16 protein-coding genes are annotated in these 15765 nt (G+C 59.8%); 15 read left to right on the top strand and 1 reads right to left on the bottom strand.

What is annotated here, in order from left to right:
• Positions 1-10: 10 nt before the first annotated feature.
• Entirely contained in the window at positions 11-343 is a 333-nt protein-coding gene (gene fliE, locus ACSPHG_RS04075) for a flagellar hook-basal body complex protein FliE (protein WP_435952254.1), read from the bottom strand.
• Positions 344-614: 271 nt separating this feature from the next.
• On the opposite strand from fliE, the gene fliF reads away from it, so the two are divergent.
• From fliF to ACSPHG_RS04150, 15 genes are all read left to right on the top strand, one after another.
• A complete protein-coding gene (fliF, locus tag ACSPHG_RS04080; RefSeq protein ID WP_435952255.1) occupies positions 615-2336 on the top strand; it encodes a flagellar basal-body MS-ring/collar protein FliF in 1722 nt (573 codons plus the stop codon).
• Entirely contained in the window at positions 2333-3319 is a 987-nt protein-coding gene (gene fliG / locus ACSPHG_RS04085) for a flagellar motor switch protein FliG (protein WP_435952256.1), read from the top strand. The genes fliF and fliG overlap by 4 nt, the downstream gene beginning before the upstream one ends.
• Positions 3306-4016, top strand: a complete 711-nt coding sequence (locus ACSPHG_RS04090; RefSeq protein WP_435952257.1) for a flagellar assembly protein FliH — start codon at positions 3306-3308, stop codon at positions 4014-4016. Before fliG ends, ACSPHG_RS04090 begins: the two co-directional genes overlap by 14 nt.
• A complete protein-coding gene (gene fliI / locus ACSPHG_RS04095) occupies positions 4013-5380 on the top strand; it encodes a flagellar protein export ATPase FliI (RefSeq protein ID WP_435952258.1) in 1368 nt (455 codons plus the stop codon). The genes ACSPHG_RS04090 and fliI overlap by 4 nt, the downstream gene beginning before the upstream one ends.
• Before the next feature lie 31 nt (positions 5381-5411).
• Entirely contained in the window at positions 5412-5843 is a 432-nt protein-coding gene (gene fliJ, locus ACSPHG_RS04100; RefSeq protein WP_435955935.1) for a flagellar export protein FliJ, read from the top strand.
• Complete coding sequence (locus ACSPHG_RS04105) at positions 5840-6925, top strand: flagellar hook-length control protein FliK (RefSeq protein ID WP_435952259.1); 1086 nt, start codon at positions 5840-5842, stop codon at positions 6923-6925. The genes fliJ and ACSPHG_RS04105 overlap by 4 nt, the downstream gene beginning before the upstream one ends.
• A 132-nt stretch (positions 6926-7057) precedes the next feature.
• Positions 7058-7576 carry a flagellar basal body-associated protein FliL gene (gene fliL / locus ACSPHG_RS04110; protein WP_435952260.1) on the top strand — a complete coding sequence of 173 codons (519 nt, stop codon included), beginning with the start codon at positions 7058-7060 and terminating at the stop codon, positions 7574-7576.
• Positions 7577-7581: 5 nt separating this feature from the next.
• Positions 7582-8580 carry a flagellar motor switch protein FliM gene (fliM, locus tag ACSPHG_RS04115; RefSeq protein WP_435952261.1) on the top strand — a complete coding sequence of 333 codons (999 nt, stop codon included), beginning with the start codon at positions 7582-7584 and terminating at the stop codon, positions 8578-8580.
• Positions 8581-8586: 6 nt separating this feature from the next.
• The gene (gene fliN, locus ACSPHG_RS04120) at positions 8587-8961 is read left to right on the top strand and encodes a flagellar motor switch protein FliN (protein WP_435952262.1); all 375 of its coding nucleotides are present in this window, start codon (positions 8587-8589) and stop codon (positions 8959-8961) included.
• Entirely contained in the window at positions 8961-9353 is a 393-nt protein-coding gene (fliO, locus tag ACSPHG_RS04125; RefSeq protein ID WP_435952263.1) for a flagellar biosynthetic protein FliO, read from the top strand. Before fliN ends, fliO begins: the two co-directional genes overlap by 1 nt.
• Positions 9350-10096: a flagellar type III secretion system pore protein FliP gene (fliP, locus tag ACSPHG_RS04130; protein WP_435952264.1), complete on the top strand. Its 747-nt coding sequence runs from the start codon at positions 9350-9352 to the stop codon at positions 10094-10096. The genes fliO and fliP overlap by 4 nt, the downstream gene beginning before the upstream one ends.
• Positions 10097-10105: 9 nt before the next feature.
• Entirely contained in the window at positions 10106-10375 is a 270-nt protein-coding gene (gene fliQ, locus ACSPHG_RS04135) for a flagellar biosynthesis protein FliQ (RefSeq protein WP_435952265.1), read from the top strand.
• Positions 10375-11154 (top strand): flagellar biosynthetic protein FliR, encoded by a 780-nt coding sequence (gene fliR, locus ACSPHG_RS04140; RefSeq protein WP_435952266.1) that lies wholly within the window; start codon positions 10375-10377, stop codon positions 11152-11154. Before fliQ ends, fliR begins: the two co-directional genes overlap by 1 nt.
• Before the next feature lie 111 nt (positions 11155-11265).
• Positions 11266-14649 carry an O-linked N-acetylglucosamine transferase family protein gene (locus tag ACSPHG_RS04145; protein WP_435952267.1) on the top strand — a complete coding sequence of 1128 codons (3384 nt, stop codon included), beginning with the start codon at positions 11266-11268 and terminating at the stop codon, positions 14647-14649.
• Positions 14639-15763 carry a DegT/DnrJ/EryC1/StrS family aminotransferase gene (locus ACSPHG_RS04150; RefSeq protein WP_435952268.1) on the top strand — a complete coding sequence of 375 codons (1125 nt, stop codon included), beginning with the start codon at positions 14639-14641 and terminating at the stop codon, positions 15761-15763. The genes ACSPHG_RS04145 and ACSPHG_RS04150 overlap by 11 nt, the downstream gene beginning before the upstream one ends.
• The last annotated feature ends 2 nt before the right edge of the window (positions 15764-15765 follow it).

The raw sequence follows: 15765 nt of genomic DNA on the forward strand, positions 1-15765 counted from the left end.
GACTATGCGGTTAAACCGGCATATTCATCACTTCCTGATAGGCGCTCACCATTTTGTTTCGCAGCTGTACTCCAAAGTTAAACGCCACGGAAGATTTCTGCATCGACAGCATAACGTCGTTCAGGCCCACGTCGCTGCTGCCGGACATCCAGTCCTGCGTCTGCTGCTTCGCCGTCTGCTGCGTTTTATTAATTTCATTGATGCTGTTAAACAGCACATTGGAAAAGCCCGTGCTTTTGTCTTCGCTTTTAATCGGGCTGCCGGAAAACAGACTGCCGGAGCCAGATATTTTCTGCGCCTGCGAGTGTATTTGTTCAAGCACGCCGTTAATTGATGCTGCCATTATTTTATTTCCGAATGGGTAAGGAAAAACACTGCATCAGAATTGCGCAGCTTTTAGACGAGAAACATCTTAGCATGCACCTAAAAACTAAGAAAAATCCGATAAGCCGTCAGAAGTTTCACCTTATTTGTGCTTAAAAAAACCGCCGCTCAGACGATAATGCCCGCCTCAAAATTTCTCCGAATATTCATTCAGTCGGTTGCTGCCCGGCTATTAACGCGGGCTGATACGCAGAATTCTGCTGCGTGCTTATTTCTTACAGGATTACGGCATGAGTGCCACATTAAATGGTTTAAAGAACAATCCGGCAGACGGCGTGAAGGCGGCAATCAACTATTTCCGAGCCAGCCCAAAGCTCCTGCTGGTCGTCTGCGCCGCCGCCGCGCTGTCGGTCATTATTGCCCTGATATTTTGGGCGAAAGAGCCGGCCTATCGGGTGCTGTTTAACAATATTAGCGATGAGGACGGCGGGGCTATCGTCACCCAGCTTTCGCAGATGAATATCCCCTACCGCTTCGACGCGGGGGGCGGGGCGATCATGGTGCCGGAAAACAAGGTGCACGAGCTGCGCATGAAGCTGGCCCAGCAGGGGCTGCCGAAGGGCGGGGCCGTGGGTTTTGAACTGCTCGATCAGGAGAAATTTGGCATCAGCCAGTTTAGCGAGCAGGTCAACTTCCAGCGCGCGCTTGAGGGCGAGCTGTCGCGCACCATCGAAAACCTTGGGCCAATTCAGCGCGCTCGCGTACATCTTGCGGTGCCTAAACCGTCGATGTTCGTGCGCGAGCAGAAGCAGCCTTCCGCCTCGGTAACCGTAAACCTGGTGCAGGGCCGCACCCTCGATGACGGGCAGGTGACGGCGATAACGCACCTCATCTCAAGCGCCGTTTCCGGCCTGCCTGCGGATAACGTCACCATCGTCGATCAGCGCGGAAACCTTCTGACGCAAAGCGGCGCGCGCGGCCTGCAAACCTCGCAGCTGAAGTACACCAGCGAAATTGAAGCGGACTACCAGCAGCGCATCCAGCGCATTCTGGCTCCGCTGGTGGGCGACAGCAACGTCCGCTCGCAGGTCACGGCGCAGATAGACTTCACCGAGCAGGAGCTGACCCAGGAGCAGTATCAGCCCAACTCGGACCCGGAAAAAATGGCCATTCGCAGCCGCCAGTCCAGCCAGTCGGCGCAGGGGAACGGCCGTGCGGCAAGCGGCGTGCCCGGCGCGTTGAGCAACCAGCCGCCGACGCCCGCCACGGCACCGTTAACCCAGCCGCTGAACACCCCGGCTCCGGCTGCGGGCCAAAACAATAACGCCAACGGTGCCAATAACGCCAACGCCACGCGAACGGCGGGCACGGCCACTAATCCGGCGGCGTCACAGCCGTACAACAAGCGCGATGACGAAACCACGAACTTCGAGGTTGACCGCACGCTTATCCATACCAAAAACAGTGTCGGTCGCATTCAGCGCCTGTCGGTGGCGGTGGTCATCAACAATCTGACCACCGACAAGGACGGCAAATCGGTGCCGCTGTCCGCCGAAGAGCTGGAGCGCATTAACTCGCTCGTCAAAGAGGCCATCGGCTTTAGCGCGGCGCGCGGCGACAGCGTCAACATCGTCAACTCCGCCTTTAACGGCGTAACGGCCGAAGAAATGCCGCCGTTCTGGGAACAGGATCGCTTCCACGACATGCTGATGGCGATGGCCCGCTACCTGCTGATTGCCATCATCGCGTGGATTATGTGGCGCAAGCTGGTGCAGCCCGCCTGGGCGCGCCAGCAGGAAACCGCCATCAAGCGCATGGAGATGGAACAGCAGCTTCGCCAGGCCGAGCTTGATGAGAAAAGTAAGATTGCCGAAATCCACGCCAACGCCAAAGCGCAGCGCCGCGTGGACTCTGAACTCAACAGCCAGCAGCTGCGCGAGCTGGCAGAACAGGAGCCGCGGGTCATCGCGCTGGTGCTTCGTCAGTGGATGAACAAGGAGCAGAAGTCATGAATGCGTATGAAAAAAGCGCCATCATTATGCTGACCCTCGGCGACGAGCTTGCCGCCGAAGTGTTTAAGCACCTCAACGCGCACGAGGTGAAGCAAATCAGCAGCTCGATGGTCAACATGGCCGGTTTCACCCACGACCAGATGTCCGCCGTGCTGGAAGAATTCAGTGCCGATTCAAGCGAATACGCGGCGCTGAGCGTCAATACCAACGACTACCTGCGCAGCGTGCTGGTGAAAGCGCTGGGCGAAGAGCGCGCCTCGTCGCTGCTTGAAGATCTGCTCGACAGCCATCAGGGCTCGAACGGCATCGAAACCCTTAACTTCATGGAGCCGCAGACCGTTTACGACCTGATCCGCGAAGAGCATCCGCAGATCATCGCCACCATCCTTGTGCACCTCAAGCGCAACCAGGCGGCGGACGTGCTGGGCAAATTCGACGACCGCGAGCGCAACGACATCATGCTGCGTATCGCCACCTTTGGCGGCGTCCAGCCTGCCGCGCTGCAGGAGCTGACCGAAGTGCTCAACAATCTGCTGCACGGCCAGAACCTCAAGCGCAGCAAAATGGGCGGCGTGCGCCCGGCGGCGGAAATCCTCAACCTGATGAAATCCCAGCAGGAAGAGCAGGCCATCGAAGCGGTGCGCGAGTTCGACCAGGAGCTGGCGCAGAAAATCATCGACGAGATGTTCCTGTTCGAAAACCTCGTCGAGGTCGACGACCGCAGCATCCAGCGCCTGCTTCAGGAAATCGAAAGCGAAACCCTCATCATCGCCCTCAAAGGCTCGGACGAGAAGCTGCGCGACAAGTTCTTCCGCAACATGTCTCGCCGCCAGTCCGATCTGATGACCGAAGACCTGGCCTCCCGCGGGCCGGTGCGCCTGTCTCAGGTGGAGGCGGAACAGAAAACCATCCTGCTGGTGGTGCGTCGTCTTGCCGAAACCGGCGAGATCCTGATTGGGAGCGGCGACGATGCCTACGTCTGATGAATTCAGCGCCCCGCAGTGGCGCACCTGGCAGCCCGATAACCTGCTGGAATCCGACACCCCGCCGATAGCGGCGATGCCGACGCTGGACGGCGCCCAGTCCGACACCCAGCTTAAAGCCGAGCTTGCCCGCCTGCGCAAACAGGCGGAGCAGCAGGGCTTTAACCAGGGGCTGGCGCGCGGTCAGGAAGAGGGTCAGAAACAGGGCTACGAAGCGGGCCTGCAGGCCGGGCGAGAAGCCGGGATCGCGCAGGGGCTGGCCGACGCTCAGGCCGCGCAGCAGGCGGCCTTAAAGCACGTTGAAGAGTGGATCACCTCTTTTAAACTGTCGCTCGATAATCTCGACAGCCTGGTGCCGAGCCGCCTGGTTCAGCTTGCGCTGCACGCGGTGCAAAGCCTGCACGGCAGCGAGCAGGCGTCGAACAGCAACATCCTGCTCGAGCAGATTAAACGCCTGATGAAACAGGACGCGCTTTTGCAGGGCAAAGTTCGCCTGATGATAAACCCTGACGACCAGGCGCTGCTGCTGCCCGAATTGGGCGACACCCTGACGGCGATGGGCTGGGAAGTGCATGTCGATCCGCAGCTTGCGCCGGGCGGCTGCCGCGTGGCAACGGACGAAGTGGAGTTTGACGCCACCATGGAAACCCGCTGGCAGACCCTGTGCCAGCTGGTGCGCGAGGAGCTTTCCGAATGAGCCAGCGCCTGAAAGCCTGGCTTGCGGCGCTCGACCGCACCGAAGCGAAGCTGGGCGAGATCCCCGAATTTCGCCAGTACGGCAGGCTGACCCGCGTCACGGGGCTGGTGATGGAGGCCGTAGGGCTGAAGCTGCCGATTGGCGCGCTGTGCATTCTGGAACGCCAGACCCGCCACGGCGTGGTGGCCGTCGAAAGCGAAGTGGTGGGCTTCAAAGACCAAACGCTCTACCTGATGCCGCTGGAACACGTCGACGGCATTCTTCCCGGCGCGCGCGTCTACGCGCCCGACCCGGAAAACGATATCGGCAAACAGCTGCCGGTGGGGCCACATCTGCTGGGGCGCATTCTTGACGCGCAGGGGCGTCCGCTGGACGGGCGCGCCGCACCGGCCAAGGGCCACGCGGCCAGCCTGTTTACCGCCTCGCTCAACCCGCTGCATCGCGATCCGATTAAAAAAGTGCTCGACGTGGGCGTCCGCGCGATTAACGGCCTGCTGACCGTCGGGCGCGGGCAGCGCATGGGGCTGTTTGCTGGCTCCGGCGTCGGCAAAAGCGTACTGCTGGGCATGATGGCGCGCTACACCGATGCGGATGTGATCGTCGTCGGCCTGATTGGCGAACGCGGGCGCGAGGTAAAAGACTTTATCGAAAACATCCTCGGCGAAGAGGGCATCAAGCGCGCGGTGGTGATTGCCGCCCCGGCCGACGTTTCGCCGATCCTGCGCATGCAGGGCGCGGTGTACGCCACGCGTCTGGCGGAAGATTTCCGCGATCGCGGCCTCAACGTGCTGCTGATTATGGATTCCCTGACGCGCTTTGCCATGGCGCAGCGCGAGGTGGCGCTGGCTATCGGCGAGCCTCCGGCCACCAAAGGCTATCCGCCTTCGGTCTTTGCACGGCTGCCCGCGCTGGTCGAGCGTGCGGGCAACGGCATGCCGGGCGGCGGGTCGATCACCGCGTTTTATACCGTGCTGACCGAAGGCGACGATCAGCAGGATCCGATTGCCGATTCGGCCCGTGCGATCCTCGACGGCCACATCGTGCTGTCGCGCCGTCTGGCGGAGGCGGGGCACTACCCGGCCATTGACATCGAAGCCTCGATCAGCCGCGCGATGACCGAACTTATCACCCACGCGCAGTACCGCAAGGTGCAGACCTTCAAGCAGCAGCTCTCTTCCTACCAGCGCAACCGCGACCTGGTGAGCGTCGGAGCCTACGTCGCCGGGAGCGATCCGCTGCTTGATAAGGCCATCAAGGCCTACCCGCAGATGGAGGCGTACCTCCACCAGGCCATCCACGAAAGCTGCGGCTATGAAGAGGCGGTCAGCGCCCTTACCGCGCTGTTCCCAGACGTAAAATCCTGACCGGAGTCCCGCTATGAAAGTTAAAAACCCGATGGTCATGCTGCGCGATATGGCCGAGGAAAAGCTGACTGAAACCACCCAGGCTTTGGGCAGCGCCCAGCAAACGTGGCAGCAGGCGGTGAGCCAGCGCGACCAGCTGCAGGGCTATGAGAAAGAATATCAGCAGTCGCTGCGCAGCGGCATGATGAACCGCGGCATGAGCGTGGCGGATTTGGTCAACCACCAGTCGTTTATTTTATCGCTCAATCAGGTCGTTAAGCAGCATAGCCAGCACGTAAGCCACTGCGAGCAGGCGGTGACGGAAGCGAAGGCGAGCTGGGTTGAGGACAAGCAGCGCCTGAACGCGTTCGAAACCCTGCTCACCCGGCGCGAAACCGCGCGGGCGCTGGTGGAAAGCCGCTATGAACAGAAACAGATGGATGAGTTCGCGCAGCGTGCCGGGCAAAAAAGAGAAATGCTATGAATATCGATATTAACGCGCTGCTTAACGGCGGCGTCGCGCTGCCGGGCAGGCCAAACTTTAAGGCGCAGGCGGCGGAAGGCACCTTTGGCGACGCCATGGATGAGCGGCTCTCGCTGCGGGATCTGCTGCTGACGGCGAGCGGCGAAGCGCCGCTGCTGCCCATCGACCCGGACGTTCTGCCGCAGCCCGTTGAGACAGCGCCCGCAAAGGCCGCCGAAGAAAAAGAGGCCGTCGCACCTGGCGCTATTTCCCTGCCGCCGCTGGCGCTTGAGGGCCAGCCGAACTGGCAGCTCCAGCAGGTGGTGACGGAAAACGCCGCCGGTCGTGAAAAGGCACCGCCGGAAGGCATCGCCGGGGGCAAAGCGCTGTTGATAGCGCCCGGCATCACGCCAAAAAGCCGGGTAGCCGCCGGGGAAAAAGCGCCGGTGGAAGCGCCGCCGCAGACGCAGACGCCGCCCGCGACCGTCGCGGAAAAACCGCAGAACATCGTTATGCCGCAGACGGCGCACGCCGTGCAGGAAACCCTCGTTAAGCCTGACGACTCGCAGCTCGGCCAGACGCAAATCCACGCCCAGCGCCCGGTGCAGACGATGGACGCCGTGGCTCGCCCGGCTCCCGCCGCGAGCACGCCAGCGGCGGTTATCCCGCACGCCGTGGGCACGCCCGCCTGGGAGCAGTCGCTGAGCCAGCAGCTGTCGGTTTTTACCCGCAACGGCATCCACAGCGCGGAAATTAAGCTTCATCCCGAAGAGTTAGGATCGCTGCAAATTTCTATGCGCATGCAGCAGGATCGCGCGCAGTTGCAGATTGTTAGCGAGCACCCCCACGTGCGCCAGGCGCTGGAGGCGGCCATCCCGCAGCTGCGCGCAGCGCTTGCGGAATCCGGCGTGCAGCTTGGGCAAACCAACGTCAGCGCGGATAGCTCGCAGTCGGCGGGGGCTAACGCCCACGGCCAGCAGCACGGCGGCGGGCAGGGCGGCTTTGCGCGCGGCGAAGGTGCAGCCCACGTTGAAGATGAAGCCCCGCAGCAAATTGTCAGCCAGCCGTTAGCCAACGGTTACGGAATAAATACCTTTGCCTGAAGCCGTGAATAGCCAGCAGGAATGAAATTTTATTGGCTAATTATGCAACTGATTAAATGGTCTACAATGGCCGCCTTATTTCGTCAGGCAGCAATCTGGCCGTTCGGTATTATTTACAGAGTTTAACGTTCAATGAGTAATAAAAATAAAAAGCCAGCCGCAGCCGGCGGAGGTTCCCGTTCGCTGTTGGTTATTTTACTGCTGCTGATCACCGTCGCGGCCTGCGGCGTTTCAGGCTATGTCTTCTGGGAAATGAAGAAAATGCAAACCGTCGGCCAGAGCGAAAAGGCGCACGACGACCCGGAGGCCGAAGCTGAAAAAGCGGCCAAAGTTGAGCCTTTATACCAGCCGTTAAATACGTTTACCGTCAGTTTAAAACCTACGGATAATGAAAGCGACCGCGTGTTATTTATTGGCCTGGCATTACGTCTGACGGATCAAAAATCACAGCAGACGCTGGAAAAATATTTACCGGAATACCGCAGCCGTATTTTTATTATGTTGTCGCAGCTGACTTATGAAGAGTTAGCCACCAATGCGGGTAAGCAGAAATTAATTGCCAGCATTAAAGATGAAGTCAGTAAACCGCTGGCTACGAATCAGTCGGTTAAGGTAACGGATGTTTTATTTAACGAATTTATTCTGCGGTAGCCACCATGTCTGACAGCTTTTTATCACAGGCTGAAATCGACCGCCTGCTGAATGCGGGTAGCGCCGGGGAGAGCAGCGACGAGCCCCAGGCCCCGCCGATGGACGGAGAGGCCCGGCCTTACGATCCGAACACCCAGCGCCGGGTTATTCGCGAGCGCCTGCATTCGCTGGAGATCATCAACGAGCGGTTCGCGCGCCAGTTCCGTATGGGGCTGTTTAACCTGCTGCGCCGCAGCCCGGATATCACGGCGGGCAATATTAAGATCCAGCCGTATCACGAGTTTGCCCGCAACCTGCCGGTGCCGACCAACCTGAACCTGCTGCATCTCAACCCGCTGCGCGGCACCTCGCTGATGGCGTTCTCGCCGGGGCTGGTGTTTATGGCGGTGGACAACCTGTTTGGCGGCGACGGGCGCTTCCCGACCAAGGCCGACGGGCGGGAGTTTACGCCGACCGAACAGCGTGTGATTAACCGCATGCTGACCATGGCGCAGGAGGCGTACGAGTTCGCCTGGAGCACCATCTATAAAATTAAGACGGAATACATCCGCTCCGAAGTGCAGGTGAAATTCACCAATATCACCTCGTCGCCGAACGACGTGGTGGTCACGACGCCTTTCTCGGTTGAAATTGGCTCGCACCACGGGGAATTCAATATTTGTATCCCGTTTAGCACCATCGAGCCGCTCCGCGAGCTGCTGAGCAACCCGCCGATGGACAACTCCGGGCAGGAGGACTCGCAGTGGCGCGGCCTGCTGGCGACGCACATGCGGGAGACGGAGCTTGAGGTGGTGGCCTGCTTTGGCGACGCGGCGACGCGCCTGTCCAACGTGATGAAGATGAAGGTCGGGGACGTTATCCCGCTTGAGAAACAAGAGTTAATTGAAGCCAGTGTCGGCGGCGTGCCGGTCTTCACGGCGAAATATGGCTCCGTTAACAACCAATACGCGCTGAAGGTCGAGCAGATGATTCGATCGGCATTACCGTCGTTAGATAAGGAGTAATTTCCCATGAGTGACAACAAACTCTCGTCGGGTTCAGATATCAATGACCTGTGGGGTGAGGCGATGAGCGAACAGAATTCAGAGGGAATTACGCAAAATATGTCAGCACCACATATTTCCGATGAGCTTAATTTAATTCTCGATATCCCGGTAAAAATGACCGTGGAGCTGGGCCGCACCAAAATGACCGTCAAAGAGCTGCTGCGTTTAAGCCAGGGCTCGGTTGTTTCGCTGGATGGCCTGGCGGGCGAACCGCTGGATATTCTGATCAACGGCTATTTAATTGCCCAGGGCGAAGTGGTGGTGGTGTCCGATAAATTCGGTATCCGCATCACCGACATTATTACGCCCTCCGAGCGCATGCACCGTTTGAGCAGATAATGAAAACCTCGTCCCCCCTGCTTAACGCCGCTTCCGCAGGCGAGCCGTTGGCCGGTGATTCCATCATGCTGACGGTAAGCGGCGCGCTGGCGCTGATTATTCTGATCATGGTAGCGCTGGCCTGGGCGGCCCGCCGCAGCGGCATTGCCCGCCGTTTTAACGACGGCAGGCACGATATCAGCGTGGTCGCCAGCAAGTCACTGGGCAACCGCGAGCGCGTGGTGGTGGTGGACGTGCAGGGCAGCCGCCTGGTGCTGGGGGTAACGGCGTCGCAGATTTCCTGCCTTGCGACCCTCGAAAAAGTCGATGAACCCCAGCCGGACGAGCCGGCCGCTGATTTCCCCGCCATGCTGCAAAAGCTGCGCCAGAAGTACCGCAAGGACCCGTTATGAATCGCCAACTTCCGTTACGCCTCCTGACGCTGGGGGCGGGCCTGCTGCTGCCCGTGGCCGGGGCTTTCGCCGCCAATAGCGACATCACACTCGTCAGCCCTCAGGGCGCGGGCGGATGGACGCTGCCGGTTCAGACGCTGGTGCTGCTTAGCTCCATCACCTTCCTGCCCGCCATGCTGCTGATGATGACCGGATTTACCCGCATTATCATCGTGCTCGGGCTGATGCGTAACGCGCTGGGCACGCCTACCGCGCCGCCGAACCAGGTGCTGCTGGGGCTTGCGCTGTTTCTGACGTTTTACGTCATGTCGCCGGTGTTTAACCAGATCCACAAAGAGGCTTGGGTGCCGCTGCAGGAAGATAAGATCACCATGGAAGTGGCGCTCGACAAGGGCGTGCAGCCGCTGCGCGCCTTTATGCTCGACCACACCCGCGAGACGGATCTGGCGATGTTCGCGCAGATAGCCAAAGCGGGCGCGATTGCCGGGCCGGAAGAGGTGCCGCTCGGCATTCTGGTGCCCGCCTTTATCACCAGCGAGCTAAAAACCGCCTTCCAGATTGGCTTCACCATTTTTATCCCGTTCCTGATTATCGATCTGGTGGTCGCCAGCATTCTGATGGCGCTGGGCATGATGATGGTGCCGCCCGCGACCATCGCGCTGCCGTTTAAACTCATGCTGTTCGTGCTGGTTGACGGCTGGCAGCTGATGATGGGCTCGCTGGCCCAAAGCTTCTACAGTTAGGTAACCCCAATGACGCCAGAAAGCGTAATGTCACTCGGCATCCAGGCGATAAAGGTCGGCCTGATGATCGCAGGCCCGCTGCTGCTTGCCGCGCTGGCAACCGGCCTGATTATCAGCATATTGCAGGCGGCGACGCAGATTAACGAAATGACGATGACCTTTATCCCCAAAATTCTGGTCATCGTCGGTATCGCCGTGCTGCTCGGCCCGTGGATGATGAAAACCTTTATTGAGTACACCCGTCTGCTGATCGTCAGCATCCCGTCCGTCGTCGGCTGATGGCCTTTTCGCTTCCCCTCGACCAGCTTTACGGCCTGCTCAGCCACTATGCGCTGATTGCGGTGCGCATTCTGGCGCTCTTCACCACGGCACCTATATTCAGCGAAAACGGGGTGCCGAAGCGCGTGCGCGCGGGGCTTGCGGTGCTGGTCGCCGTGCTGATTGGCGGCAATATTCCAACCATCGACATCGGCATCTACTCCTGGCAGGGCGTTTGGGTCATCGCCAAACAGATAATCATCGGCTCCGCTATCGGCCTGTCGATGCAGCTGCTGTTCGCCACGGTGCGCATGGCGGGGGAGATTATCGGGATGCAGATGGGCCTGTCCTTTGCGACCTTTTTTGACCCCAGCGCCGGTAACTCGCCGATTATCGCCCGCTTTCTTAATCTGCTGGTCACGCTGCTGTTTCTGGTCTTTAACGGCCACCTGTGGCTCATCGCCCTGCTGGCGGAGAGCTTTCAGCAGCTGCCCGTAAACGACACGCCGCTGCACGCGGGCGGCTTTTTCTACCTGGTGCAGCAGGCGGGAATGATATTCCGCGAAGGGCTGATGCTGGGGCTGCCGGTTATTTCGCTGCTGCTGTGCATTAACTTCACCCTCGGCCTGTTAAACCGCCTGACGCCGCAGCTTTCGATATTTGTCGTCGGCTTCCCGCTGACCCTCACCGTCGGCATGATGGCGCTGTCGCTGATTGCCCAAACGCTCGCGCCGTTTTTCGAAAGGCTAATGGCCGCAAGCTTCGACCGGCTCTCCGCGCTTATTATGGCGCTGCTCTAAATATCGCTACCCGGTTAATCATTTGCATATCTGCGAGCTTATTACAAAATAGAGCTTAAGCCGCTGGTGATAAAATCGCCCATAATTATTGTTGGCTATTATGGTTTTCGCGTGAGCTTATTTTATTCCCCATGGCATTATTCCCCGGCAGCGATAGCCTCGGCGGCGCACCTGTATAATTTTAGCGGAGCGGATATCGCCCAGGCTTCTATTCTCGAAATAGGCTGTAGAAACGGCGATAATTTACTGCGTCATGCCGCTCTATATCCAGAAAGCACCTGCGTCGGCGTTGATATTGACCCGGAACGCATTGCCGCGGGCGTTGCGCAATTAAACGAACGGTCGCTTGAAAATATCCATCTTTACTGCCTTGGGCTTGCGGATTTGCTGTCGGTGGAGGTGGGTAAATTTGACTATATTATTCTACCCGCGATGTATTCCCTGTTAGACGATGCCTCACGCGATGCGCTAGTAGACTGGTGCGAACGCCAGCTCGGCGAGCGCGGCGTGATTGCCGTGAAGTGGAATACCCAGCCGGGCGCGCGGGCGAATAAAATCCTCCAGCAGGCCATCGCTTTCCATACCCGTCACGCGCAGACCGAAGAGGCGTGGCTGAGCGGCGCCAAGGCGATGCTGTCGTTTATGGAGATGGCCGACCTCGAAGGAGGCCTGAAAGAGCAGGTGGCGCAAACCCTGCTGCTTAGCGATACGGAGCTGCTGGCGCAGTATCTTGAGGAGAGCAACGACGCCAGCCTGCTGACGGAGTTTGTCGCCCGCGCCGGGGCCAACCGGCTGCGCATGCTGGGCGACGTTGTCCCGCAGTATGAAATGTCGCAGCGCTACGGCAGGCAGATTGACTCTCTGACCCAGGCCGTGTCGATGGGCAAAGACCGCACCCAGCTCCAGCAGTATCTGGATTTTGCGGTGCAGCGCAGCGAGCGCTTTAGCCTGCTTGTCTCTGAGAAAACGGCCGCGCCGGTGAGCGATCTCCCCGACCTGAACCGGCTTGCCTCGATGCACTGGGCGGCGAGCTATGCTGCGACCGACGACGAAAATCAGCGCATCACCCGCTACGGCGACAGGGTGGATACCTCCAACCCGGACATTCGCCGCGTGCTGGACTGGCTGGCCGCCGCCTGGCCGCGCAGCCTGAGCACCGAGCAGCTCATCCATCTTGCGCTCGAGCCGGAAAAGCCCGAGCAAACCCGTGAAACGATTCTTGAGGCGCTGCGCGAGCTGTATCTCAATAATCCGCCTCTGCTTTACGTCAGCGTTTTTCCGTCGCCCTACAATATCGACCGCCGGGAGAAGCTCACCCTGAACTGCACCTTCAGCGAGCAGGAGGTGCCGGGCGGCGCGTTCTGCGCCCGCACCAACGGGTGGGGCGAGCGGCTGGCGCTCAAGCGCGAAGAGTTCGATCTTTATGAAAAAGGGCTGAAGATTGAAAGCGTGCAGGACGCCAAAACCGCCGTCGAGCTGGCGGGCAAGGGCCTGATTAGCGGCAGCCCGCTTGCCTGGACGCGCCTGTGGCAGCGCATTATGGGCTGCGGCGACAATGCGCTGCTGGAAGGGTGCCTCACCTCTTATCTGCTCGCGATTACCCCCTGCGAGCGCGGCGGCATGCTCACCGCCGCCGAGGAGCGCGTCATTACCTCGGCGAAGCTTCCGGACACGGTCAACGTGAAGAAGGCGCGCCAGGCGGAGGCGCTACTCGCCAGCGGCTTTACCTCTCAGGCGAAAGAAAAGGTCTGCGAGCTGCTCGAAGAGAACCCGCAAGACGCGCGTTTTCTTACCCTGGCGGCGGACACGTTCAAGAAGTGTGGCGACTACGACCAGGCGCTAAAAATCACCGGCAGGCGGCTGAGCATCGACGGGAGCTATATCAGCAAGCTGGAACAGCTCGGTTTTATCCTCACCCAGCGCGCGGAAGGCTCGATTACCGCGAAGCTTCTCTGGCAGTATCTGATTAAGCACGACGGCAAAGGCAGCATTTACTGGCAGAGCCTTTCCGCTTTCTACAACGCCGACCGCCGGTCGCGGGTTGAGGAGTACTGCCTGTCCAGGGCGATTGCGCTCAAGGAAAGCAACGCCGTCAGCATGCTGCGCCTGGCAACGCTGTTAAGCCACATTGGCCGCATGGCGGAGGCGAAAGCCCTGTGCGAAAAGACGCTGGCCCTGCCTATCAAGGGCATCGACCGCGCGGCGGCGCAGGCGATGTATCTGTTTATTCTGTCCCACGATTCCGCGATGTCGGCGCAGGAAAAATTCTTGCAGCACCTGGAGTACGGGCGTCTGGCGACCCGGTGGGCGCAAAGCGTGAGCCGCCCGTGGAAGGCGCTCTCGCGCGACGCCGGGCGCCAAAAAATCCGCATCGGCTTTGTTTCCGGCGACCTCAACGATCACCCCGTTCACCTGTTCGTCTACCCGATCTGGCAGGCAATCAACCGCGAGCGTTATGAGCTTTACGTCTACGCCACAGGCAAGCAGGACGCCGTCGCCAACCTTTATAGAGAATCGGCCACCCTTTATCGCGACGTGAAAACCCTGAGCGAGCACGAGCTGGCGGGGCAAATCGCCAACGACGGCATCGACGTGCTTATCGATCTTTCCGGCTACACCAACGGCAACCGGCTGCTGACCTTTGCGCTGAAACCCGCGCCGGTGCAGATGTCGTGGATCGGCTTCGTCGGCACCACCGGGCTACAGGAAATGGACTACTACGTGCTGATCGACGGCCTGGCGGCACCGGGCGAGCTGGACGACGTGTTTACGGAAAAGCTGATCTCCCTGCCTGCGGCAAAACTGTTTGAATACAGCCCGCTCGCCCCGGCGGTGAACGGGCTACCTGCGCTGAAAAACGGCTATCTCACGCTCGGCAGCTTTAACCGCCCGCAGAAAATTACCGCCGAAATCCTCGACTGCTGGGCAAAAATTCTTATCGCGCTGCCCAACGCCCGCCTGCTGTTCGGCTTTATGGCGGACGACGCGATGATTGCGCACTACGGCGAAGAAATGACGCGGCGCGGGGTGAACCTGGCGCAGCTGGAGTTCCGCACCCGACGCAGCTTCGTGGACTATCTGGCGATGCACAACGAGGTGGATATCCTGCTCGATTCCCACCCTTATTCCGCAGGCACCACCGCCCAGCACTCGGTGTGGATGGGCGTTCCGCTGGTGACGGCCGTCGAAGGCTCGCCGGTCTCGCGCACCGCCGCGCTGGCGATGCGCATGCTGGGTCTCGACGAGTTTGTTACCACGAGCCTTGACGAATATGCGCAGAAGGTAATCGAACTAAACGATCGCTATGACGACCTGAATACGCTGCGCCTGACGATGCGCGAGCGCATCCAGCGGCGCGAGAAGAGCCACAGCCACAACGCCTGCTATTTCGAAAAGATGATCGATACGGTCTGGGCGCGGCACGTCAACGGCGAAGCGCCGTCGCCGCTGTTTATTGAAGACGAGCACCGCTGGGACGACCGCCATGCTATCTGAGAAAAAAACCTACGTTACCCGGCCGCTGATGCCCGCACTTGAGGAGTTCATACCCTTTCTCGAGCAGATTTGGGAAAACCAGCAGCTCACCAACAACGGGCCTTGCCACCAGCAGCTGGAAAGGGAGCTTGCGGACCATCTCGGCGTTGAACACCTGTGCCTGTTTTCCAACGGCACCATCGCCCTGCTTACCGCCCTGCAGGCGCTGCGCGTAACCGGGGAGGTCATCACCACGCCGTACTCCTTCGTCGCCACCGCGCACTCCCTGCTGTGGAACGGCCTGACGCCGGTCTTCGTTGATACCGAACGGGACGGCTTCAACATGGACGCGGAGAAAATCGAGCAGGCGATTACCACGCGCACCACGGCTATCCTGCCGGTTCACTGCTACGGCGTGCCGTGCAATACGCGGCGCATCCAGCAGATTGCCGATCTCTACGGCCTGAAGGTGATTTACGACGCCGCCCACGCGTTTGGCGTGCAGCGCCACGGAAGCAGCGTGCTGCTGGAAGGCGATCTTTCGGTGCTGAGCTTCCACGCGACCAAGGTGTTTAACACCATCGAAGGCGGGGCGATAATCTGCCACGACGCCAGCATGAAGCGGCGCATCGACCTGCTGAAAAACTTTGGCATCGCCGATGAAACCACCGTCGTGGCACCGGGCATTAACGGCAAAATGAACGAGGTGCAGGCCGCCTACGGCCTGTTGCAGCTTCGGCACATCGATAACGCCATTGCGGATCGCGCTGCGGTTTACGCGCGTTATCTGCAGGCGCTGGCGGGGATTCGCGGCATTCATATCCCCCCGCTCCCGCAGGACGTCGTCTGGAACTACGCCTATTTCCCTATCGTGGTTGAAGAGGACTATCAGCTGACGCGCGACGGGCTTTACGAGGCGTTAATCGCGCGCAATATCATCCCGCGCCGCTACTTCTACCCGCTGATCAGCAGCTTCCACATGTATAGACACGCGCTGGGCGCGCAGCCTGAAAATCTGCCTAACGCCCACCTGGCGTCGAACCGCGTGATTTGCCTGCCGTTTTATCCAGGCCTTGAGGAAAGCGTGATCGACAAGGTTGGGCATATCATCCGCAGGCCTGCCGCACAGAGCTAAAC

Origin of the sequence: Dryocola baronae (genome assembly GCF_051297175.1) — a bacterium.
GTDB lineage: Bacteria > Pseudomonadota > Gammaproteobacteria > Enterobacterales > Enterobacteriaceae > Dryocola.

Excerpts from the sequence above, each read along its gene's own strand:
- fliE (WP_435952254.1), bottom strand. The coding sequence starts at position 343 with ATGGCAGCATCAATTAACGGCGTGCTTGAACAAATACACTCGCAGGCG.
- fliF (WP_435952255.1), top strand. The coding sequence starts at position 615 with ATGAGTGCCACATTAAATGGTTTAAAGAACAATCCGGCAGACGGCGTG.
- fliG (WP_435952256.1), top strand. The coding sequence starts at position 2,333 with ATGAATGCGTATGAAAAAAGCGCCATCATTATGCTGACCCTCGGCGAC.
- ACSPHG_RS04090 (WP_435952257.1), top strand. The coding sequence starts at position 3,306 with ATGCCTACGTCTGATGAATTCAGCGCCCCGCAGTGGCGCACCTGGCAG.
- fliI (WP_435952258.1), top strand. The coding sequence starts at position 4,013 with ATGAGCCAGCGCCTGAAAGCCTGGCTTGCGGCGCTCGACCGCACCGAA.
- fliJ (WP_435955935.1), top strand. The coding sequence starts at position 5,412 with ATGGTCATGCTGCGCGATATGGCCGAGGAAAAGCTGACTGAAACCACC.
- ACSPHG_RS04105 (WP_435952259.1), top strand. The coding sequence starts at position 5,840 with ATGAATATCGATATTAACGCGCTGCTTAACGGCGGCGTCGCGCTGCCG.
- fliL (WP_435952260.1), top strand. The coding sequence starts at position 7,058 with ATGAGTAATAAAAATAAAAAGCCAGCCGCAGCCGGCGGAGGTTCCCGT.
- fliM (WP_435952261.1), top strand. The coding sequence starts at position 7,582 with ATGTCTGACAGCTTTTTATCACAGGCTGAAATCGACCGCCTGCTGAAT.
- fliN (WP_435952262.1), top strand. The coding sequence starts at position 8,587 with ATGAGTGACAACAAACTCTCGTCGGGTTCAGATATCAATGACCTGTGG.
- fliO (WP_435952263.1), top strand. The coding sequence starts at position 8,961 with ATGAAAACCTCGTCCCCCCTGCTTAACGCCGCTTCCGCAGGCGAGCCG.
- fliP (WP_435952264.1), top strand. The coding sequence starts at position 9,350 with ATGAATCGCCAACTTCCGTTACGCCTCCTGACGCTGGGGGCGGGCCTG.
- fliQ (WP_435952265.1), top strand. The coding sequence starts at position 10,106 with ATGACGCCAGAAAGCGTAATGTCACTCGGCATCCAGGCGATAAAGGTC.
- fliR (WP_435952266.1), top strand. The coding sequence starts at position 10,375 with ATGGCCTTTTCGCTTCCCCTCGACCAGCTTTACGGCCTGCTCAGCCAC.
- ACSPHG_RS04150 (WP_435952268.1), top strand. The coding sequence starts at position 14,639 with ATGCTATCTGAGAAAAAAACCTACGTTACCCGGCCGCTGATGCCCGCA.